The 21,080-nt window shown below is 74.5% G+C and carries 22 protein-coding genes; 16 read left to right on the forward strand and 6 right to left on the reverse strand.

Annotation, left to right across the window (positions count from 1 at the left end):
* Window positions 1-27 precede the first annotated feature (27 nt).
* Complete coding sequence (locus tag ABD343_RS08440) at window positions 28-945, forward strand: Lrp/AsnC family transcriptional regulator (protein ID WP_344525742.1); 918 nt, start codon at window positions 28-30, stop codon at window positions 943-945.
* A 41-nt stretch (window positions 946-986) separates the two neighbouring features.
* Here ABD343_RS08440 and ABD343_RS08445 read toward each other — a convergent pair whose 3' ends face one another.
* Window positions 987-2,600: an FAD-binding oxidoreductase gene (locus tag ABD343_RS08445; protein WP_344525744.1), complete on the reverse strand. Its 1,614-nt coding sequence runs from the start codon at window positions 2,598-2,600 to the stop codon at window positions 987-989.
* A gap of 70 nt (window positions 2,601-2,670) precedes the next feature.
* On the opposite strand from ABD343_RS08445, the gene ABD343_RS08450 reads away from it, so the two are divergent.
* A complete protein-coding gene (locus tag ABD343_RS08450) occupies window positions 2,671-3,387 on the forward strand; it encodes a TetR/AcrR family transcriptional regulator (protein WP_344525746.1) in 717 nt (238 codons plus the stop codon).
* A complete protein-coding gene (locus ABD343_RS08455; protein WP_344525748.1) occupies window positions 3,384-3,827 on the forward strand; it encodes a cytidine deaminase family protein in 444 nt (147 codons plus the stop codon). Before ABD343_RS08450 ends, ABD343_RS08455 begins: the two co-directional genes overlap by 4 nt.
* A 14-nt stretch (window positions 3,828-3,841) precedes the next feature.
* Here ABD343_RS08455 and ABD343_RS08460 read toward each other — a convergent pair whose 3' ends face one another.
* Window positions 3,842-4,402: a TetR/AcrR family transcriptional regulator gene (locus tag ABD343_RS08460; RefSeq protein WP_344525751.1), complete on the reverse strand. Its 561-nt coding sequence runs from the start codon at window positions 4,400-4,402 to the stop codon at window positions 3,842-3,844.
* Window positions 4,403-4,483: 81 nt separating this feature from the next.
* On the opposite strand from ABD343_RS08460, the gene ABD343_RS08465 reads away from it, so the two are divergent.
* The gene (locus ABD343_RS08465; protein WP_344525753.1) at window positions 4,484-5,434 is read left to right on the forward strand and encodes an NADP-dependent oxidoreductase; all 951 of its coding nucleotides are present in this window, start codon (window positions 4,484-4,486) and stop codon (window positions 5,432-5,434) included.
* Between the two features lie 35 nt (window positions 5,435-5,469).
* Here the strand turns inward: ABD343_RS08465 and ABD343_RS08470 are convergent, their stop codons facing one another.
* Complete coding sequence (locus ABD343_RS08470; protein ID WP_344525755.1) at window positions 5,470-6,741, reverse strand: MFS transporter; 1,272 nt, start codon at window positions 6,739-6,741, stop codon at window positions 5,470-5,472.
* 78 nt (window positions 6,742-6,819) lie between these two features.
* Between ABD343_RS08470 and ABD343_RS08475 the strand changes: the two genes are divergently transcribed.
* Window positions 6,820-7,404, forward strand: a complete 585-nt coding sequence (locus ABD343_RS08475) for a CGNR zinc finger domain-containing protein (protein ID WP_344525757.1) — start codon at window positions 6,820-6,822, stop codon at window positions 7,402-7,404.
* 70 nt (window positions 7,405-7,474) lie between these two features.
* Here ABD343_RS08475 and ABD343_RS08480 read toward each other — a convergent pair whose 3' ends face one another.
* On the reverse strand, window positions 7,475-8,308 hold the full coding sequence (locus ABD343_RS08480; protein ID WP_344525759.1) for a dienelactone hydrolase family protein: 834 nt from the start codon (window positions 8,306-8,308) through the stop codon (window positions 7,475-7,477).
* A gap of 90 nt (window positions 8,309-8,398) precedes the next feature.
* Here ABD343_RS08480 and ABD343_RS08485 point away from each other — a divergent pair, with 90 nt between their 5' ends.
* The 3 genes from ABD343_RS08485 to ABD343_RS08495 all read left to right on the forward strand — a co-directional run bounded on the left by ABD343_RS08485 (window position 8,399) and on the right by ABD343_RS08495 (window position 11,026).
* Window positions 8,399-9,370, forward strand: a complete 972-nt coding sequence (locus ABD343_RS08485; RefSeq protein ID WP_344525761.1) for a GlxA family transcriptional regulator — start codon at window positions 8,399-8,401, stop codon at window positions 9,368-9,370.
* 99 nt (window positions 9,371-9,469) lie between these two features.
* The gene (locus tag ABD343_RS08490; RefSeq protein ID WP_344525763.1) at window positions 9,470-10,570 is read left to right on the forward strand and encodes a methyltransferase; all 1,101 of its coding nucleotides are present in this window, start codon (window positions 9,470-9,472) and stop codon (window positions 10,568-10,570) included.
* A 33-nt stretch (window positions 10,571-10,603) separates the two neighbouring features.
* A complete protein-coding gene (locus tag ABD343_RS08495; protein ID WP_344525765.1) occupies window positions 10,604-11,026 on the forward strand; it encodes a hypothetical protein in 423 nt (140 codons plus the stop codon).
* Between the two features lie 37 nt (window positions 11,027-11,063).
* Here the strand turns inward: ABD343_RS08495 and rox are convergent, their stop codons facing one another.
* Entirely contained in the window at window positions 11,064-12,515 is a 1,452-nt protein-coding gene (gene rox, locus ABD343_RS08500) for a rifampin monooxygenase (protein ID WP_344525767.1), read from the reverse strand.
* 206 nt (window positions 12,516-12,721) lie between these two features.
* Here rox and ABD343_RS08505 point away from each other — a divergent pair, with 206 nt between their 5' ends.
* The 8 genes from ABD343_RS08505 to ABD343_RS08540 all read left to right on the forward strand — a co-directional run bounded on the left by ABD343_RS08505 (window position 12,722) and on the right by ABD343_RS08540 (window position 20,416).
* Entirely contained in the window at window positions 12,722-13,765 is a 1,044-nt protein-coding gene (locus ABD343_RS08505) for a phosphotransferase family protein (protein WP_344525769.1), read from the forward strand.
* A 158-nt stretch (window positions 13,766-13,923) separates the two neighbouring features.
* Complete coding sequence (locus tag ABD343_RS08510; RefSeq protein ID WP_344525771.1) at window positions 13,924-14,979, forward strand: polyprenyl synthetase family protein; 1,056 nt, start codon at window positions 13,924-13,926, stop codon at window positions 14,977-14,979.
* 470 nt (window positions 14,980-15,449) lie between these two features.
* Window positions 15,450-16,202: a dienelactone hydrolase family protein gene (locus tag ABD343_RS08515; RefSeq protein WP_344525773.1), complete on the forward strand. Its 753-nt coding sequence runs from the start codon at window positions 15,450-15,452 to the stop codon at window positions 16,200-16,202.
* Between the two features lie 120 nt (window positions 16,203-16,322).
* Window positions 16,323-17,579: a serine hydrolase domain-containing protein gene (locus ABD343_RS08520; protein ID WP_344525775.1), complete on the forward strand. Its 1,257-nt coding sequence runs from the start codon at window positions 16,323-16,325 to the stop codon at window positions 17,577-17,579.
* A 78-nt stretch (window positions 17,580-17,657) separates the two neighbouring features.
* Window positions 17,658-17,966 carry a hypothetical protein gene (locus ABD343_RS08525; protein ID WP_344525777.1) on the forward strand — a complete coding sequence of 103 codons (309 nt, stop codon included), beginning with the start codon at window positions 17,658-17,660 and terminating at the stop codon, window positions 17,964-17,966.
* A 60-nt stretch (window positions 17,967-18,026) separates the two neighbouring features.
* A complete protein-coding gene (locus ABD343_RS08530) occupies window positions 18,027-18,458 on the forward strand; it encodes a GNAT family N-acetyltransferase (protein WP_344525779.1) in 432 nt (143 codons plus the stop codon).
* Between the two features lie 78 nt (window positions 18,459-18,536).
* Window positions 18,537-19,388, forward strand: a complete 852-nt coding sequence (locus tag ABD343_RS08535; protein ID WP_344525781.1) for a MerR family transcriptional regulator — start codon at window positions 18,537-18,539, stop codon at window positions 19,386-19,388.
* Entirely contained in the window at window positions 19,385-20,416 is a 1,032-nt protein-coding gene (locus tag ABD343_RS08540; RefSeq protein WP_344525783.1) for a BtrH N-terminal domain-containing protein, read from the forward strand. The genes ABD343_RS08535 and ABD343_RS08540 overlap by 4 nt, the downstream gene beginning before the upstream one ends.
* A gap of 31 nt (window positions 20,417-20,447) precedes the next feature.
* Here the strand turns inward: ABD343_RS08540 and ABD343_RS08545 are convergent, their stop codons facing one another.
* Complete coding sequence (locus ABD343_RS08545) at window positions 20,448-21,035, reverse strand: dihydrofolate reductase family protein (protein ID WP_344525784.1); 588 nt, start codon at window positions 21,033-21,035, stop codon at window positions 20,448-20,450.
* Between the last annotated feature and the right edge of the window lie 45 nt (window positions 21,036-21,080).

The following is a 21,080-nucleotide window of genomic DNA, read 5'->3' on the forward strand; positions in this document are numbered from 1 at the left end:
ACTCTGTAAAGATTGGGTCTCGGGCACATGAGCGAGGATCTCGACGCACAGCTCATCGCCGCGCTCCAGCAGGACGGCAGGGCGAGCTACAGCGAGCTGGCCGCCCGGGTGGGCGCGCCGAGGACGGCGGTGTCGGCGCGGGTGCAGGCCCTGCTCGGCTCGGGCGCCGTGGAGATCGTGGCCGTGGCGCACCCCCAGCTCCTCGGGCTCACCTCGCTCGCGCACGTCTCCGTCGCCGTGTCGGGGCCCGCCGACGACGTGGTGGAGGCGCTGTGCGCCACGGACGCGTCGGTCTTCGTCTCCGCGGTCAGCGGCGCGTACGACCTCGTCGCGGAGCTGCGGGTCTCCAGCGCCCACGAGCTGTACGAGGCGCTCGCCGGACTTCGCGCGCTGCCGCGGGTGCGGGCGGTCAACACGCTCCTCTACACCGACGTCGTCACCTCGGTCTTCATGCCGCAGGGCCCGCTGCGCGGCGATGTGCGCGTCGACGACACCGACCGGCGCCTCATCGAACTCCTGGAGCGGGACGGCCGTATGCCGTACGTCGAACTCGCCCGCCGCGCGGGCATGTCGCCCAGCGCCGCCCGCGCCCGGGTCGGCAGGCTCGTCACCAGCCGCGCGCTGCACGTCGCCGCCGTGGTGCGGCGCGGCACGGGCGGCAGCGGCGGGAGCGGACGTCCGGCGCTCGGCGCCGGACTGAACCTCGGCGGGGACGACGCGCACGTCACCGGGTTCCTCGCCGCGCTGCCCGGGGTGGAGTTCGTCGCGCGCACCGTGGGCCGCTTCGACCTGGTGGTCACCGTCGGCGCGGACTCCACGACGCGGCTGCACCGCGTCACGGAGCGGCTCAAGGCCCTCGACGGGGTGCGCGGCCTGACGACGTGGGCGCACCTGGAGGTGTTCAAGGAGCACTATTCGCGAGGGGTCGCGAGGACATCGGCGTAGCGCCGAGCGCGGGGTGCCGAGCGCCGAGCCCCCGTGCGCCGTCAGCCCAGCAGCACCCCGGGGTTGAGGGTGCCGCGCGGGTCCAGCGCGTCCTTCGCGGCGCGCAGCGCGGTCGCGAAGGGGTCGGGGCGCTGGCGGGCGTACGCGGGCAGGTGGTCGCGGCCGACGGCGTGGTGGTGGGTGACCGTGGCGCGGTGGCGGTGCAGTACGTCGGTCGCGGCGGCCTTGATGTCGTCCCAGATCGCGACCTCGTCGCCGGGGCGTCCGGCGACGGCCACGGTGAAGTAGGGCGCGGCGCCGTCGGGATAGACGTGTGTCAGGCGGCAGTTGACGGTCGCCGGGTGCCCGGTGGCCTTGAGCGCCGCGGCGCCGACCTCTGCCCGTACGGCGTCGATCAGGGCGGGGATCCGGTCCCAGGTGGCGGCGGTCTCGAAGGTCTCCACGACGGCGCCCATACGGGCAAGGCCGTCCCGCAGATAGGGCATGCGCAGGAACGCCGTGCGCCAGTCGCTCACGGCCGCGTCGGCGGCGCGTTCCGCACGGCCGCTCTCCGGCTCCGGTGCCGCTCCCGTACCGCCGTGGGCGCGGGCCGTCTCCAGGGCGGCGGCGAGACGGTCGTCCACGGGCGCCGTGGCGGACTCGAAGCCCAGGAGCAGCACGGCGGAGCCGTCGTCCGAGGCGCCGGAGAGGGCGGCCTCGCCCGCGTCGAGGAGGCGGCAGTTGGCGGGCGCGAGGTCGGACTGGGCGAGCGCGCGTACGGCGTCGAGCGCGGGACCGAGGTCGGCGAACGCCACGGACGCCGAGGCCTTGTGCCGGGGCCGCTCCTGCACCCGCATCCACGCCTCGGTGATGACGCCGAGGATGCCCTCGGAGCCGAGGAAGAGCCGGTCGGGCGAGGGGCCCGCGCCGGACGCGGGGAGCCGCCAGGAGGTGTTCGTCCCGGCGGGCGTGACGACGCTCAGGGACTGGACGAAGTCGTCGATGTGAGTGCGGACGGTGGCGTAGTGGCCGCCCGCCCGGGTGGCCAGCCAGCCGCCGAGGGTGGAGAACTCGAAGCTCTGCGGGAAGTGCCGCAGGGTGAGGCCGTACGGCCGCAACTGGGCCTCCAGCACGGGGCCGAGCGCCCCCGCCTGGATCCGCGCCGAGCGGCTGACGGTGTCGACCTCCAGGACCCGGCCCATGGAGGTCGTGTCCAGCGAGAGCACCGCGCGGTGGGCGTCGCCCCGGTACTCGACGCCGCCGACCACCGAGGAGCCGCCGCCGAACGGGATCACGGCCACGCCCTGCCCGTCGGCCCAGTCCAGCAGGTCCGTCACGTCCCGTTCGCCGCCCGGGCGTCCGACGAGGTCCGGGATCCGGCCGGGACGGCCGCGCAGCGCCCGTACGACATCGCGGTAGGCCTTGCCCATCGCGTGCGCCGCACGCGCCCCGGGTTCGTCGGTGACCAGGTGCGCGAGGCTCGCCGGGGGCGTGACGCGGGGGCGGCCGAGGGCCAGGTCGGCGACCCGGGGCACCGGCAGCGGGCGGTCCAGGGTGCCGGGCAGCAGGGCGCCCATCGCCACGCACTCGGCGTCGCCGGGCTGCGCGTCGGCGTACCCCCAGCCCCACCAGGAGCGGGCGCGGGAGGAATCGGGGCCGGTCGTGGTGGCGGGCATGTGTGCTGCTCCCAACGGAGGCCGGGGAATTGACCCTTGGGTAAATTACCCTAGGGTAAACTCCCCGTGCATGACAACGCCGCAGTCCCGCGCACGTACCGCCCGCGCCGGTACGACCCGCGCCGGCACCAAGGGCATGCCGAGGGCCGAGCGCGAGCGGCAGCTCCTGGCCGCGGCCACCGAGGAGTTCGCCCGCCACGGGTACGAGGGCACGACCGTGGCCGCCGTCGCCGCGCGCGTCGGCGTCACCAAGCCGCTGCTGCACCAGTACTTCGGCAGCAAGCAGGACCTCTACCTCGCCTGCCTCGCACCCGTCGGCGACCGGCTGCTCGACGCCGTCCGTACGGCGATGGCGGCGCACGGTCCCGGCGCGCCGCCCACTCCGCTGCGGGTGCTGCGCGGCCTGTTCACCGCGCTGGACGGGCAGCGCGAGGCGTGGTTCGTCCTCTACGACGCCACATTGCCGCCCGCCAGCGAGGCCGCCCGGCGCGCGGCGTCCTACCGCGGCGCCGTCGACGACCTCGCGGCGGCGGGCACCGCCGACCTCCTGCACGCCGCGGGCTTCGACGACCCGCTCGACGCCGACGCGCTCACCCACGCCTGGCGCGGCCTCGCCACCGCGCTGGTCCGCTGGTGGATCCAGCACCCCGAGCAGTCCCCGGACGCCATGACGCGCCGCTGCGCCCGCCTCTTCGCCGCGGGCCGGACACTCCTCGCGGCGGACCCCGACGGCGCGGGGGACGCGGATCCCGGCACCGGCCGGGGCTCCCCTAACCTGCGGACATGAACATCGACATCCCTGTCGCGGAGCTGACCGAAGCCGACCGCGAACTCGTCGAGACCGCCCGCGAGATCGCCGACACGCACTCCGACGGGGAGGACGGCATCCACACGGTGGGCGCCGCGGTACGGGCCGCGGACGGCAGCGTGCACCGCGGCATCAACGTCTACCACTTCACCGGCGGTCCCTGCGCCGAACTCGTCGCCCTCGGCGCCGCGAGGGCCAACGGCGCCCGCGAACTCACCACGATCGTCGCCGTCGGGAACGGCGATCGCGGCGTCCTGGGCCCCTGCGGCCGGGACCGCCAGATCCTCCTCGACCACCACCCCGGCATCCGCGTCGTCCTCCCGACCTCCCACGGCCTCGCCACCGCCCCCGTCCACGCCCTGCTCCCCTTCGCCACAACCTGGTCGACGACCGAGGCCTCGGTCCCGTTCACCCCCTAGTCGCGCGGACACCGTCAGGCCTGCGGCGCGACCACTTCGCACAGTTCGGCGGCGGCCTGGTCGACGAGGGCGGAGAAGGTCGCGTCCGGGTCGGCCAGCCAGCGGGACGTGGCGCGCCGGGAGACCGCGATCGCCACATCGCTGATGAAACGCGCCCTGTCGGGCTCGACGCCGCGGCGCCCGAGCGCCGGCACCAGCGCCTCGGCGATGTCGGCGAGCTTGATCAAGTCGCGCTCGGCCAGCGCCGGGCTGGCGGCGATCACCCTGACGCGGCGCAGCAGGAACTCGCGCGAGCGGAAGACCTCGTCGGCGGTCCTCAGCGCGGCCAGCAGCGCCTCCAGTGGCCTGAGCCCCGGGTCGGCCGCCTCGACCTGTCCCACGAGGTGGGCCTCCAGCTCGTTTCCGGCGAAGAGGACTTCCCGCTTGTCGGGGAAGTAACGGTAGAAGGAGCGCTCGGTCAGACCGGCGGTGCGCGCGATCTGCGCGACCGACGTGCGCTCGTACCCCTGCGTCTCGAACAGCTCGAGCGCCGCGCGCTCGAGCCGACCCTGTGCGTCGGACTCCCATCTCGGCATACGCCCAAGAGTATGACAGCAGATGCTGTTGTTGCGCTAAGCTCCATGACAACAGATGCTGTCATCACAGAGGAGACGGGCATGAAGGCTCTTCAGTTCGACCGGTTCGGCCCCCCGGAGGTGATCGTGCTCCGCGACGTCCCGAAGCCCGAGCCGGGACCCGGACAGATCCGGATCGCCGTGCGGGCGTGCGGCCTGACCCCGGCCGACTGGCACGTCGTCGACGGCCTCCTCGCCGACCGGATGCCGCCGCTGCCGCGCGGGCTCGGCCTGGAGATCGCGGGCACCGTCGACGCGCTCGGCGAGGACGTCACCGGCATAGAGACCGGCGACCCCGTGTTCGGTCCGGCCACCTTCGACGGCCCGACGGCCGGTGCCGCCGAGTTCGCGCTGATGACGGCCTGGGCGCGTATCCCCGAGGGCGTCACCCCCGAGCAGGCCGCCGCGCTGCCGATGGCGGCCGAGACGGCGTGGCGCGCGCTCGACGACCTCGGCGTCCGGCCGGGTGAGCTGCTGCTCGTCCACGGCGCGGGCACCACGGTGGGCGAGGCGGCGGTGCGCCTCGCGCTGCACCGGGGTATCCGGGTGATCGCCACCGCAGGGCCGACCCGGGCCGCCGCCCTGGAAGAGATCGGCGCCCGGGTGACCGCCTACGGCGACGGGATGGCCGAACGCGTCACCGCGCTGGCCGGAGGCCGCGTCGAGCGCGCCCTGGACGCGTCCCCGACCGGCGGCCGTATCGACCGAGCCGACCAGGCCAGCCCGGCGGGCGGCGCACTGCCCACCCTGATCGGGCTGACCGGTGATCCCGACCGCGTCCTCACCGTCTCGGACTTCGCCGCCGCGGCCGAGCTGGGGGCCCGGGTCACCACCGAGATGCGCTACGACCGGATGGGCGAGTTCGCCCGGCTGGCAGGCGAAGGTGTGCTGGCCGTATCGGTCGCCCGCACCTACCCGCTCGACCAGATCCAGGAAGCGGCCCGGCTCAGCCAGTCCCGCCGCCCCGGCGGCAAGCTCATGCTCGTCCTGTGATCGCCTTGCCGGCCTGGTCGGGCGAGAGGGCGAAGTCACACGCGCGTAGTGGCGGGCGGCGGCGTGCCGAACGCCCCCAGGCGGGACGCCGTCGGCTGGAGGGCGGCGAGGACGAGGCAGAGGGTGGCGGTGGTGAGCCAGAGGGTGGTGGTGTTCGTGTGCTGGAGGAGCTGGGTGCCGAGCAACGGCGCCGCGACGCTCGCGACGCCCCAGCTCGTGCCGTAGACGGCGAGGTAGCGGCCGGTGGCGCCCTGCGGGGCGAGGTCGGCGGCCGTGGCCATGAAGCGGCCCATCACCAGGAGGTCGCCCAGGCTCCAGACGACGGTGGCCAGGGCGAAGGAGGGGAGGGAGTCCGCCGCCGCGTAGCCCACGAGGCCGATCGCCAGCAGGAGATAGCCGCAGGTGAACGCCGTACGCGGAGCGAGGGCCGCGAGCGGGCCACGGCGCAGCGCGGGCTGGCCCGCCACGACGGTCACCGCGGAGACGGTCAGCAGCAGCCCGGCGTCGGCGGGCTGGAGGCCCCGGCGTTCGAGGGTGAGCGGGAGCATGGCCATGACGAGGAGATAGGCCAGGGCGAAGAAGGTGCCCGAGGCGAGCAGGGTCAGCAGGGCCCGGTCCCGCCAGGGAGAGATCCTCCCCGGGGACGGGCGGTTACTCGTAGCGGGGCCGGTCGTCGCGGGGCCGGTCTTCTCGGGAGCCCGGCTCGGGCGGTCGTCCGGGAGGGCGAGGCGCATGACGAGGGCGCACAGGAGGCAGGTGGCCGCGTCGGCGACGAACAGCCAGCGCAGGTCCCACCGTCCGAGCCCGGCGGCCAGCAGGCCCGCGCCCATGCCCGCCACGGCGAGCGCGGCGTTGAGCAGGCTGTACGCGCGGACGCGGTGCTCGGTGCCGACCGCGTCGGCGATGATCGCCTGGCTCGGCGGCTCGTACAGCTCGAAGGCCAGGCCGAGCAGGACGGCGCAGACGGCGGCCGTCGCGAGGTTCCCCGCGGCGGCGATGCCCGCCTGCGCCACGGCGCAGCCCACGAGGCCGAGGACGAGGGTGCGGCGGCGCCCGATCCGGTCGGCCATGCGGCCGCCCGCCAGCCGCGAGGGGATCGTCGCGACGCCGAACGCGGCCGAGACGATCCCGGCGGTCGCGGCGCTCGCCCCGAACGCGGTGGTCATCAGCACCGTGAAGAAGGAGAGCGAGAAGGCCCCGAGGCGGTTGACCGCGCGGGCGGCGATGAGCAGCCACACCGTACGGGGCAGATGCTGAGGGCTCTGCTCGCGCCCTTCGTACCGGACAACGCGACTCTGTACACGCACCGCGCACTCCCCCGTGACTGGTGAAATGGATAATGCCGGTGACAGAATCTAGAGTCCGAAGGAGTGACTGGTCAAGTGATGTTCGACAGTCACGTGGCGCTGCTGCTCGACGCGGCCGTCTCGCTCGTGAACGCCCTGACCGACGGCCACCGGCGCGGCAGGCCCTATACGGCGCCGCGCGGCGACGACGAGCTGACCGCCGCCGTCGTCGCCGCTCTCCCCGCCACCGGCACCGCCCCGGCGGCGATCGGGGCCGAGGACGCGGAGTACCTCGCCCGTACGGCGCGGGAGATGCGGCAGGTGTTCGAGGCCGCCGCCACCGGGGACCTGGACGCCGCCGCCGGCACCCTCAACTCCCTCCTGCGCTCGACCGGCGCCCGCCCCCAGCTCGACCGCGCGCCCGACGAACCCTGGCAGGTCCACTTCCACGGCGCCCAGGACTCCCCCGGCGTCGGCTGGAGCGCGGGGTGCGCGGCCGGGCTCGCGCTCGCCGCGGGCAGCGATCTCGCCGGGCGGCTCGGGGTGTGCCAGGCGCCGCGCTGCGACCGGGTCTTCACCGACACCTCCCGCAACGGCACCCGGCAGTTCTGCTCCACCGCCTGCCAGAGCCGCGTCAAGGCCGCCGCGCACCGCGCCCGCAGGACGGCGGACTCCGGGGACTGACCCTCCCTGTCCGGTACGGAGGGTCAGCCGCCCGGTCGGCCAGCCGCCTGACGGTCAGCCGCCCGGCCGCTCAGCCGCTCAGCCGCTCCCTCAGGAACGCGAGGATCTCGTCCCTCGCCCGCACCGTGGGGTGTCCCTCCTCGTCGACCAGGTGGGCGGTGACGACGCTGTGCGGGGTGCCGACCACGTCGCGGAAGAACGGGGGCGGGTCCGTACGGGCGGAGTCGCCCGGCAGGACACGGCCGTCGAAGGCGTCGCCCAGGAGCGCGCGGTACGCGGCGAACCGCTGTCCCGTGCACCAGCGGTCGTTGTCGAAGCGGTAGGCGAGGACCTTCAGCCGGTCCCGGGTCACGCGTTCCCGGAGCGCCCGGGCGTCCTCGTCGCTCAGCTCCAGCCCGCCGGGGTCGTCGAGGGGCAGCGACGGGTGGTTGACGACGGGCGCGATCACGGCCGGGTCGAGCGCCATGGCCAGCGCGAAGTTGCCGGTGAAGCAGAGCCCGACCGCGCCGACGCCCGGCCCGCCGCACTCCTCGTGGGCCCGGCGCGCCAGGCCGCGCAGCCACGCGGCGACGGGGCTGGTGCCGCCCCCGGCGAACGCCCGGAACTCGGCGCTGACGCACGCCCGCCGCACGACCTCCACCCCCTCGGCCCCGGGGTGGGCGCCGTCGAGCCCGAAGAGCGACGGGACGTGGACGGTGAAGCCCGCGTCCCGCACCCAGCGCGCCAGCCGCAGCACGTCGGGGCTGATGCCCGGCATCTCCGGCATCAGCACGACGGCGGGCCCGGAGCCCGCGACGTACACCGTCTTCGTCACCCCGGCGATCTCGACCGACCGCCGGGAGAAGTCCGTCATCGGGTCGTCGCGCCGCGTCGCCCCGTCACCGTGTCCGTTGTCCGCGCTCATGGGGGCAGCGTGGCCCGGGGAGCGCGCGTACGGTGAGAGGCGGGATCGCCGGATGAGCGGGCGATCCCGCCACGAGGAGGGAGGCGCGGCGTGAGTGCTCTGCGGATCGGGGTGCTGGCCTATCCGGGGTGTTTCGCCTCCGAAGTCTTCGGGGTGCCGGACCTGTTGACGATGGCCTCGCACGTCGCCGGGCCGGACGGTCCCGCGTACGAGGCGTCGGTCGTCTCGCCCCGGCGGCGCGTCCGCGCGGCGGGCGGCGCCGCCCTGGCCGTCTCGCCGCTGCGCGCGTGCGACGTGCTCGTCGTGCCGGGGTTCGCGCTCCGGCCGGGGCTCGACATACGGGAGAGGCTGGCGCCCCTGGCCCCCGAGATCGCGGCGGTCCGCGCGCACGCCGCCGAGGGGCGCGCCGTGGTGTCGATCTGCGTCGGCGCGTTCCTCCTGGCCGAGGCCGGGCTCCTCGACGGGCGCCGTGCCACGACGGCGTGGCTCCTCGCGGACGAGCTGGCGCGGCACTGCCCGGCCGCCGACGTGCGTGCCGAACGTCTCGTCGTCACGGACCGGGGCGTGACGACGACGGCCGCGTTCAGCGCCATGTACGACTTCGCGCTGGAGCTGATCGCCCGGCACAGCGGCGCCGAGGTGGCGCGGACGACGGCGCGGGTGGCGCTCGTCGACCACGCGCGCGCCTCCCAGACGCCGTACGTGGACGCCCGGCTCCTGCCGCAGCCCGGCAACGACTTCTCGCGCCGCGTCATGCGGTGGCTCGACCAGCACCTGGACGCCCGCTACGACCTCGCGGCGCTGGCGGACACGTTCCACGTCAGTACGCGCACGCTGCTGCGGCGCTTCGCGGACGAGACCGGGCGGAGCCCGCTCGCCCACCTCCAGGCCTCGCGCGTGCGGCGCGCGCGCCATCTGCTGGAGACGACGGACCGTACGGTCGCGAGAGTCGCCGCCGCGGTCGGATACCGGGACCCGGGTACGTTCGCCGTGCTCTTCGCCAAGCACACGGGGCAGCGCCCGCGCGACTACCGCGCGGCCTTCCGCCGTGCCGCGCGCTGAACCGCGCGCCGAGCCGCACGCCGAGCCCTGCGGCGCCCCGGACGGATCCGGTCTGCCGCGCCTCTGGAGCACCGCGGCACCCGCTGCCACCATGGCGCGATGAGCCGACCCGAGCACGCCCCCGACGACGGGGCCGGGCCCGCCCCCGCCCCGGTCGCCGACCCCGCGGAACTCCTCGATCTCTCCCTCGGACACCTGTACGCGGGCGCGATACGTGCCGTCGCGCGCCATCGCGTCGCCGACCTCCTCGCCGAGCTGGGCCCCTCCACGGCCGCCGAACTCGCGCGTGCCGCCGGGCTCGACGCGGCCCATCTGCGCGGCGTGCTGCGGCTGCTGGCCACCCGCGGCGTCTTCGCCGAGGAGGAGCCGAGCGGCTCCTCCGGCGGCCCGGAGCCCCGGTTCCGGCTCACCCCCGCGGCGGAGCTGCTGCGCGAGGACGTCCCGCACTCGCAGCGCACGCTCTCGGTGATGCTGACGGACGAGATGTTCGAGCGGCTGTCGGCGCGGCTGGACGAGAGCGTACGGACGCCGGGACCGTCGTTCGCGGAGGTGTTCGGCGTCGAGTTCTTCCCGTACCTGATGGCCAACCCGGAGAAGGGCGAGCTGTTCGACCTCGGCATGACCTCGTTCGCCGCGCCCGTGGACGAGGCGGTCGCGGAGCTCTTCCCGTGGCCGGAGCGGGGCACGGTGGTGGACGTCGGCGGCGGCCGGGGCGGACTGCTGCGCGCGGTGCTGCGGCGGCACGCGGGCCTCACCGGCGTCCTGTTCGACCGCCCGGACGCCGTTGGCCGTCATCTGCTGGGCGACGAACCGGAGTTGGAGGGCCGCTGGCGCGCCGAGAGCGGCGATTTCTTCGACGGGGTGCCCGGGGGCGGCGACGTGTACGTCCTCAAGCACGTGCTGCACGACTGGCCGGACGAGGACTGCCTGCGCATCCTCCGGGCCTGCCGCGCCGCGGCCCCGGAGGACGCCCGGCTCCTGGTCGTCGACTCCGTGATCCCGCCCGGCAACGCCCCGCACCCGGCCAAGTCCCTGGACGTCCTGATGGCCGCGCTCCTGGAGGGCCGCGAACGGACCCGTGAGGAGTTCGCCGCCCTCCTCGCCCCGGCCGGATTCCGGCTCCGCCACGTCCACGACACGGGCCTGTTCGCCTCGGCCGTCGAGGCGGTGGCGGCCCGTGTCCCGCCCGCCGACGCTTGACTTGAAGTCTGCTTCATGTTCCAGGATGGCGGCATGACTTCACATGACGACGACGTCCTGCTCTTCCGCAACACCATGCGCATCACGGACGGCCACTTGGAGGAGTTCCGCGAGGCCGTCACCAAGGCCGTCGACTTCGTGCGGCAGCACGGGCCGCAGTTGATGGTGCAGACGTTCGTGGACGAGGAGCGGATGCTCGCGCACAGCTTCCAGCTCTACCGGGACTCGGACGCGGTCCGCCTGCACTGGGAGCTGTCCGATCCGTACATCCAGGACGTGATGAAGCACTGCCGGGTCGAGCACTTCGAGGTCTTCGGCGAGCCGGACGCCGAGGTGGCGGCGGGGCTGCGGTCGGCGCTGGGCGAGGAGGGCGCGCTCACGTTCGCGCCGCGCCTCACGGGCTTCCTGCGCTTCGGGGACGCGTCGCCGGGCCAGGAGGACCGGCCCGGCGACTGACTCACCCGCCGGGGGCGTCAGCTCACGGGGGCGAGCGTCAGCTCACGGGGGCGCCGAACCAGCGGGCCAGCTCGGCCCGCAGCCCCTCCTGCTCCTCGCCGACCCACGCCACATGCCCGTCGGGCCGGAGCAGCGCCCCGGGGATGTCCAACTCGTCGGTGGAATCGACGACATGGTCCACACGGTCCGACCAGCCCTCGGCGGACAGCCGCCCCGCCCGGTCGAGCAGGAGCCCGCGGCCCCCGTGCGTCAGCTCGTAGAGACGGCCGCGCCCCAGCCGGACGTCGCGCAGCCGCCGGCCGACGAGCGGATGGCCGCCGCCGAAGTCGTAGACGATGCCGATCGCGATGATCTTCTCGGTCAGGAAGCGGCTCACCTCCTCGAAGTCCGCCAGCTCCGCGACGAGCCTGCGGGCCGCCCGGGGGCCGGGCGCGCTGGTCATCAGCTCGGCCTGGGCGCGGGTGTTGTCCAGCACGTCGGCGGCGACCGGGTGCCGCTCGGAGTGGTAGCTGTCCAGCAGGCCCTCGGGCGCCCATCCGCCGACCTCGGCGGCCAGCTTCCAGCCGAGGTTGAACGCGTCCTGGACGCCCAGGTTGAGGCCCTGGCCGCCCATCGGCGGGTGGACGTGCGCCGCGTCCCCGGCCAGCAGCACCCGGCCGGTCCGGTAGCGCTCGGCCAGCCGTGTGGCGTCGCCGAAACGGGAGAGCCAGCGCGGCGCGTGGATGCCGAAGTCGGTTCCGGCGTACGCCCGCAGCCGCTCCTTGACCTCCTCCAGCGTGGGCGGCACATCGCGGTCCCCGGTCACCTTCCCGGCGGGGACGACGAGCCGGTACATCCCGTCCCCGACCGGCCCGATGCCGAACATCAGCTCCGTCTTGCGGACCTCGGCCACCACGGAGGCCACCGTCCCGGGCTCGACGCCGATCCGGGCCTCGCCCACCAGCGTCTCGGAGGTGGCGTCCTCGCCGGGGAACGGGACGCCGAGCAGCTTGCGGACCGTACTGCGGCCGCCGTCGCAGCCGACGAGATAGCGCGCACGCAGGGACGTGCGCGAGGGCGCACCCCCTCCCCCTCCGCCGTCCAGCTCCGCGGTCACGCCGTCCTCGTCCTGGGCCAGGCCGGTCAGCGTGCTGCCGCGCCGGATCTCGGCGCCGAGTTCGGCCGCGCGCTCGGCGAGCAGCCGGTCGGTGACGGGCTGCGGGATCCCGAGAACGTACGGATGCGCGGTGTCCAGCCCCTTGGGCGCGGGCTGGGGAATACCGGCGAAGAATCCGCCCACGGGGTGCTTCTTGCCGTGCGCGAGAAAGCGTTCCAGCAGTCCTCGCTGATCCATCACCTCGATGCTGCGCGCGTGCATTCCGAGCGAACGGACGTCCTTCCTCGGCTCCGGTTCCTTTTCCACGACGACCACCCGTACGCCGTGCAGCCGCAGCTCGCAGGCGAGCATCGTGCCGGTCGGACCCGCGCCGACGACGATCACGTCATACATGAATCCCCCACATCCCCGAATTCCCCAGGCTCCCGGATTCCCCGGATTCCCGAATTCTGGTTCCGGCCGGAGATTCTGCGGCACGCATGGGGCCTTGCCGCAAGCCCCCATGTGCGCTATAGGTTGAGAGTGGCAGGGAGAGTGCGTACTCCCTGCCTTTCTCGTGGGCGTTCGTGGGCGTTCGTGGGCGTGCGAGGATGACCGCCATGCGCTCAGAGCTGCCGTTCGGGGAGAAACTGCGGGCCGAACTCGGCGTACCGGCCCGGGGCCGCCGACTCGACAGCAGCCCCCGCTCACGCGTCTGGCGGGCCGAGCTGTCCGGCACGCCGGTGGTCGTCAAGCAGCTCGTCGACGGCCCGGAGGCCACCGAGAGGTACGACCGCGAGGTGACCGCACTCAAGCTCGCCGCCCGCGTCGAGCCGCCCGTGGTCCCGGCCCTCCTCGGCACCGACCCCGACGCCCGTGTCCTGGTGCTGGAGCACGTCGACCACCGGCCGCCCGGCGAGGACTGGGTGACCGGCCACGCCACGGCGCTGGCCCGGCTCCACGCGGCCACCGGCCCCGACGACACCGGCCTGCTCCCCGCCTGGTCCGGCCCGGTGCAGGGCGACATCGACTCCTTCCTCGCCCTCGCCGCGACGCTCGACGTCCCCGAACCCCCCGGCGTACGGGCCGAGCTGGAGGGCCTCGTGGCCCGGCTGCGCACCGCGCCGGGCCACGCCCTGCTCCACGGCGACCCCTGCCCCGGCAACGACATGCACTCCGGCGGCGGCGTGCGCTTCATCGACTTCGAGCAGTCCTCGCTCGGCAGCGGCCTCGTCGAACTCGCCTATCTGCGCATCGGCTTCCCGACCTGCTGGTGCGCCACCGCCCCGCCCGCGCCCCTCCTCCACGCGGCGGAGGCCGCGTACCGCGCGACGTGGCGCGAGGCGACCGGCACCGACGTCCCGGACGATCTCACCGACGCCTGCGCGGGCTGGCTGCTCCGCGGCGACGCCCTGGTCCAGCGGGCGTACCGCGGCACCACCGACCATCTGGCCCTGCTCCCCGGCCAGGACTGGGAATGGGGCACGGCGACGGCCCGCCAGCGCCTCGTCCACCGCCTCGGCGTCGTCGCCGCGATGACGGGGGACGGCAACGGGCGGCACGGCGCCGAGCTGAGGGGCCTGGGGCGGCTCGCGACGGACCTGCGCCGTTCGATGCTCACCCGCTGGCCCCACCTCCGCCCCCTCCCCCGGCTCCGCCCCTAGCGGGGACCTAGCGGGGACCGCGCCTCGCGGAACGGTCATTGGAGTGACATATCGGTCGGATGTCCACCGAGCGGGAGTCTCGGTCGCATTCTGGGCAGGCCCTCTCGTGGATCACCGGGAGTGAACCCGGCAGCCCCCGAATGTGCTTGGAGACGAGAGTGCTTCCTACGCAGTCCCCCGTACCGGAATCCGCCGCCGAAGAGGCCACGCCTCGCGCCGCCGGGCAGGCGGACCGGTACCTCGACGAGCTGCTGAGCGGGTACGGTGAGGAGCAGGCCCGGCTCCGCACCGCCCTGCGGCAGCTCGTCACCTGCGGCAGGCGGTCCCCGCTGGAGTTCTCGCTGCCCCTCCTCGTCCACGCGGCCATGACCGGCGACGCCGGACCGGCCGTCCCCCTCGCGGGCGTGCACGCGCTGTGGTGGCGCGCGGCGAACACGTTCGACGACGTGGCGGACGGCGACGCGGGGAAGGAGATGTACGGGCTGCCCCGGGGCGTGGCGCTGACGGCGGCTCTGGAGTGCGGGTACGCCCTGCCGTTGCGCGCGCTGTCCCTGCTGCCGGTCGGGGCCGGACTGCGCGACCGCCTCCGGCGGGACTACCTCGACTGCTGGACCGCCGCCGGCAACGGACAGTTGGGCGACCTCCTCGCCGAACCGGCCGCGACGACCCCGGAGGCGGTCCTGGCCACGTACCGGGACAAGAGCGGTTCCGTCTACGCGATGGCCGCCACCATGGCGGCCCGCCTCGCGCAGGGCGACGACGACGCGGGCGGCACGGGCGTGGGCGGCGCGGGCTCCGTGGCGGCCTGGGGCCGGTTCGGGCATCTCCTGGGCATGCTGGCGCAGTTCCGCAACGACGAGGACGACCTCCGCCACGGGTCCGGCGAGGACCTGCGCAACGGAACGGCCACCTATCTGCTGGTCCGTCTCCTCCACTCGGCGGACGGCGCCCGGCACCGGCGGGTCCGGTCGCTGCTGGCACAGGCCTCGTCCTCCGATGCCGGACGCCGTGAACTGCGGGCGATGATGCTCACCCCCGAGGTCCTCCGGCCGTATCACGAACATCTGGCCGGGCTGTGCCGCGAGGCCGCCACGCTGCTCGGCACGCTCGCGCCGGGCAGCCCCTACGCGTACGCCCTGCGCACCCGCCTTCTCGCGGAGGCCCGTTACCTGCCGACGGACACCGCCGCGGCGGCGGTGGGTGCCGCGCCCTGAAGTGACCGGCACGGCGGACAGCGCGCGTGCACGGCGGACGCGCCTCCTCCCGCACGGGAGGAGGCCCCGCCGCCCCGGCCGGCAGGTCGCCGTCATGCCGCGGGCGGCGGGGCCCGGCGGTCCCGGGCGTGGACGCGTGTCCCGGTCCGCCTTTCACACGGGCCCCCGTGGGCGTGCCCAGCCCCCGTGTTCCACCCCGCAAAACGTTTCGTCGGCCCGCCGGGACACGCGGTGCGACGGGAGAGTACGCATGTGCTGTTCCGTCGCGCCCGTGGCGTGGATATATGCCGTTTCCGGCCGCCCGACGGCATGCCTGCCGAGGCGGCGCCCCGGAGATTGCGCGGGTCCGGCCGACGGGGTACGTTCGCTCGCACCGAGATCGTTAGACAGGCGAACTTTCTTCGAGCGCACTCCAAGAGGCGCGTTCGTTCCTCATCCCAGATTCGTTCCTCATCCCAGAAAGGCAGATCTTGCCCACCACCACACTCCGGATCCCGACCCAGGACGGCGAGGCCGACGCCTTCGCCGCGTTCCCCGACGGCGGCGGGCGGCACCCAGGGGTGCTGCTCTACCCGGACGCCTTCGGCCCGCGACCCGAACTGGAGCGGAAGGCCCGCGAGCTGGCCGGGCACGGGTACTACGTGCTCGTCCCCAACCTCTACTACCGGGAGGGCCCCGCGCCGGTCGTCGCGCTCCCCGAGTACATCGGCGAGGACGTCCGGCCCCAGGTCTTCGCCGCGCTGATGCCCCTGATCCAGGCGCACACCACCGAGCGGGTCCTGCGGGACGCCGACGCCTACGTCACGTTCCTCACCGGCCGGCCCGAGGTGAGCGACGGGCCGGTGGGCGTGATGGGCTACTGCCTGGGCGCCGCCCTCGCGATGCGTACCGCCACGGCCCACCCCGACCGGGTGGCCGCCCTGGCCGGATTCCACCCCGGCATGCTGGTCACCGACGCGCCGGACAGCCCCCACCTCCGCGCCTCCGAACTCGCCGCCGAGGTCCATCTCGGCCTCGCGGAGGGCGACTTGACGCCCGAGGCCCTGGGCGCGCTGCGCAAGGAGCTGGACGCCGCGGGCGTCGCGTACACCACCGAGGTCTACCCCGGCACCGTGCACGGCTTCACCATGTCCGACACCGCCGCGTTCGACGCCGACGCGCTGCGGCACCACTGGGACCGGCTCCTCCCGCTCCTCGCACGGGCCCTGCCCCAGCAGCCCTGAGACGGGGACGCCCGGCCGGCCCGGCACGACGAACGCAGGCCCGCGCACCCGACGTCGGTCGTGCGAGGGGACGACTTTCGTCGATGCCGCCGGGGGTGCCGTCCTTCCTAGCCTCCTGGCATGCGAACAGGAACACACCGCCGCCGCGCGCTCGGCGCCCCCGCCCGTACGACCGCCGTCGCCCTCGCTCTCGCCGCACTGGCGGGGGCGGGCGTGACCGCGCACGCCGTCGTCGGCCAGGCGCCCGACGGCGGTACGGACGAGCACCGGGCGACGAGGAAGGCCCTGCGGGCCGTGGTCGAGGAGGCCGGTCTGCCGGGTGTCGCCGCCGAGACGTGGCAGAAGGGGGACGGGTGGTTCGGGGAGGCCGGGTACGCGGACACCGCGACGCGACGTGAACGGAGCCGCGCCGACCACTTCCGGGCGGCGAGCATCACGAAGGTCTTCCTCGCCACCGTCGTGCTCCAGCTCCAGCAGGAGGGGCGCCTCGACCTGGACGACACCGTGGAGACCTGGCTGCCCGGCGTGGTGCGCGGCCACGACAACGACGGCCGGAAGATCACCCTCCGGCAGCTCCTCAACCACACCAGCGGCCTCAACGAGTACACCGAGGACCCCGAGTTCCAGCGCCGCACCTCGGGCGCGGGCTTCCCCGAGCACCGTTACGACACCCACCGCCCGGCCGACCTGGTCGCGCTGGCGACGAGGAAGACCCCGCCGCACGCGCCGGGCACGTCGGCCTCGTACAGCAACACCAACTACGTGCTGGCGGGCATGATCGTCGAGAAGGTGACGGGGCGTCCGTACGCGCGGGAGATCGAGCGGCGCGTGCTGCGGCCGCTCAAGCTGCGCGAGACCTCGTTCCCCGGGCAGCGGGCAGGTCTGCCACGCCCGCACCCCGTCGGCTACTCCCGGCTGCGTGACAAGCGGCCCGACGCGCCCGTCATCGACGCGACCCGCCAGAACATGACGTGGCTCGGAGCGGCGGGCGAGGCGATCTCCACGACCGGCGACGTCAACACGTTCTTCCACGGCCTCCTCACCGGCAAGCTGCTGCGCCCGGCCGCCCTGAAGGAGATGCTCACGACCGTCCCCGCCGAAGAGGAGGGATTCGCGTACGGCCTCGGCGTCGAGTCCGTCACCCTCTCCTGCGGCGTCCAGGTGTTCGGGAAGACCGGCCGCACCAACGGCTCCCTGTCGGGCACCGCGGCCACCAGGGACGGCTCCCACCACCTGACGTTCAACATCAACGGCGACTGGCCGAAGGACGCGAGCGCCTACGGAGGCGTGGTGGAGGCCGAGTTCTGCGGCTCGGATTCGGACTCGGGCCCGGGTCCGGCCCCGGCTCCGGACTCGGATTCGGACTCGGACTCGTAGCGGCGGCGGCCCAGCAGCGGCCAGGCCGCGACCGTGCCCGCGGCGACGACCGCGACTCCGGCCCACAGGGCGTTGGCCATGCCGGAGTTGAACGCGTCGCGGGCCGCGGCCGCCCCGCCGGCCCGGGTCGGCCCGGCGGAGGGGCGCTACCTGGCCGCGCTCACCGCCGCGCTGCCCCAACTGTCCCCGCGCGAGGTCGCCTTCCGCTACCGCGCGATGGTCGGCCTCCTCGGCCTCTACCAGTCCGGCGTGCTCGCCGACCTCCACCCCGGCCGGTCCGACTCCGACTCCGCGGACGGGGGTTCCCTGACCGTCGAGGAGGAGACCGAGGCCCTCGTCGCACTGCTCACCGCGGCGGTGACGGGGCAAGGAGCCGAACGGGATTGAGGCGCCCATGCGGTGGGGCCGCTCGGCGCAAGGTTCACCGGGGCCTGTAGCGTGTAAGGCATGACGAGCCTGAGTGAGCCTTACGAGTTGCGGGAGGGCGTGCCCTCCGTCGACGACTTCCGCCGTCTGCGTACCGACGCGGGTCTCTCCGACAAGGCCCCCGAGGCGGTCGCCCTGGCCCTCCCCCGCACCTGGTACGGCGTGGTCCTGCACCACGAGGGGCGGCCCATCGGCATGGGGCGGATCATCGGTGACGGCGGCACCGCGTTCCAGATCGTGGACATCTGCGTGCACCCCGGCCACCAGGGGCGCGGCCTCGGCAAGCACATCATGGCGGCGCTCACCGAGGAGCTGGAGCGCCGGGCCCCCGCCACCGCCTACGTCTCCCTGATCGCCGACGGCCCCGCGCGCTTCCTCTACGAGAAGTTCGGCTTCGCCGACACCGCCACCCACGACTCGATCGGCATGTACCGCCTGATGGGCGCGGACTGAGCCCGAGAAGCCACACGGGGCGCGGGCACGGGGCGCGGCGGTGGACTCTCCCTCTGTGGGAGGGTCCACCATGAGGGCATGCGCGACGGACTTCTCAGCATCGGGCGCTTCGCGCGCCTCTGCCGGCTCAGCGTGAAGCAGCTACGGCACTACGACGAGACGGGGCTGCTCGGTCCCGCGCGCGTGGACGGCCGTACCGGTTACCGCTACTACGCGCCCGGGCAGGCGCGGGACGCGCTGACCATCGCGCTGCTGCGGGAGATGGACCTGCCCCTGCCCGTCATCGCCCGTGCGCTCGCGGCCGTGCCGGAGGAGCGGGCGCGGATCCTGCGCGCGGAACGGGACCGGCTGGCGGAGCGGATCCGCCGGGACCGGGCGCGGATGGAGATGCTGGAGCGGCTCGCGGAGGGCGGCCTGCCCGGGTACGAGGGGTACGAGGTGGCGCTGGGCAGCGAGCCGGACCGGCGGCTCGCCGTGGTGCGGGCGGTCTGCGGTCCCCCGGAGATCGGCGAGCGGGCCGGGGAGTGCGTCGGCCGCCTGATGGCGGCGCTCGGCCGGGCCGGGATCGCGTGGGAGCCGCCGCTGTGGGGGCTGTATCCGGTGGACCTGGACGAGGGGATGGAGATCGCCGTCGGGGCGGCGATGCGGGCGCCGGTGCCGGTCGCGGACGCGGTCGCGGACGCGCGGGAAGTCGCGGGAGCCGGGCTGGAGTTCGAGGTCCTGCCCGGCGGGCGCGTCGCCGGGACCACGCACGTCGGGTCGTACGCCCAGCTCCCCCTGGCGTACAACGCGCTCTTCGCCGCCGTCCACGCGCGCGGGCTGCGGCCGCGCGCGCCCGTGCGCGAGGCGTATCTCGTCGGGCCGGACGAGGCACCGCCCGAGGAACTGATGACGCGGCTGACCGTCCCCGTCGAGGAGGAACCGGCATGACACAGGTGAACGTGGGCGGGGCCGATCCGCGCGGGACGCGGCCCATGCGGCACTGCGAGACGACCGCCCTGGGCGTACTGCTGCGCCACGAGGGGATCGATCTGTCCGAGCCGATGCTCTTCGGGCTCGGAGCGGGACTGTCCTTCGTCTACTGGGACAGCAAGAACATGGATGTCCCGTTCCTCGGCGGACGGGTCAGGCCCTTCGAGCTGACCCGGAATCTGACGGCCGGGCTGGGGCTGGACCTCCGGGTAAAGGAGACCACCTCGCCGCGGAAAGCATGGGAGAACGTGACGGGCCCGCTCGGCACCGGCCGCCCCGTGGGGCTCCAGCTCGACAGTCACCACCTCGGCTACTTCACCACGAAGGTGCACTTCGGCGGCCATATCGTCGCCATGTACGGCTACGACGACCGTGACGCGTACCTGGTGGACACCGACCAGCAGGGCGGGGCCGTGACCGCCGGTCTGACGAGCCTGGCCGAGGCGAGGGCCGCGCGCGGCCCGATGACGGCGCGGCACCGGTCCTTCACCCTCGCGGCGCCGGACGGCGGCCCGCCCTCCCCGCGCGACCACCTCGTGGCGGCGGTCACCGCCTGCGCCGACGCGTTCCTCCACCCGCCGATCGCCAACCTCGGCCACCGGGGCATCGCGAAGGCGGCCGGGCTGGTCCCGAAGTGGCTGCGGCGCGCCGAAGAGCCCGCGCGGGACCTGCCGCACGCCGCCCTCCTGATGGAGGAGGGCGGCACCGGCGGCTCCCTCTTCCGCGCGCTCTACCGCGACTTCCTCGCCGAGGGCGCGGACCTGCTCGGTGAGGGCCCCGCGGCGCGGCGGCTGCGCGCCGGCCACCGGTCGTACGCCGAGGCGGCCACGCTCTGGACCGAGGTCGCCGCGCTGATCGCGAAGGCCGGGGAGTCGGGCGACGCGCGGTGCCTCACGGAGGCGGGCGCCCTTCTCGGCACGCTCTCCCGCCTGGAGCGCGAGGCCATGGAGACGCTGAGCACCCTCGGCGACGACGCCCCGGCCTGACCAGGCCCCGGCCCCGTCCGGCGGCGCGTCGTCACGCGGGCCTCTGACCGCTCTCGCGGGCGTAGGTGTGGACGGCGGCGCCGCCCGCCAGGACCTGGGTGCCGGTGAGGGTGAGGTGGGTGGGCGCGATCGGGCCGTGGAAGACGCCGATGCCGGCGCCGAGCACGAACGGGTAGATCTTCACGACCAGTTCGTCGATCTCCGGCGCCAGCGCCGCGGCCAGGCTGCCGCCTCCGGCCAGCCAGATCCCCTCCCCCGGCCCGCGCTTGAGCTCGCGCACCGCCGCGACCGGATCGGTGGAGACGACGGTGACGGCGGGGTCCGGGCTGGTCATACCGGTGGAGAACACGTACTGCCGCAGGTGGGAGTACGGGCTGACGACGCCCTCCTTCAGGCCCGGTTCGTACGTGCCGCGGCCCATCACGACGGTGTCGAAGGGGCCGTGGAGGTCGCGGACGCCGAGTCGGCCGTGGAGGTGGGTGGGCAGGGTCTGCGGGTAGTGGGCGACCACGTGCTCCAGGAGGCCGTCCGGCAGCGGGAAGAAGGCGTCGAGGGAGCCGTCGGCGGAGGCGATGAAGCCGTCCACGCTGGAGCCGACGAGGTAGGTCAGACGTCGCATCGCAAATTCTCCTGGGATGAGGGCCGGGACGGCGGGTGCGCCGCC

It is taken from the genome of Streptomyces albiaxialis (assembly GCF_039530985.1).
GTDB lineage: Bacteria > Actinomycetota > Actinomycetes > Streptomycetales > Streptomycetaceae > Streptomyces > Streptomyces albiaxialis.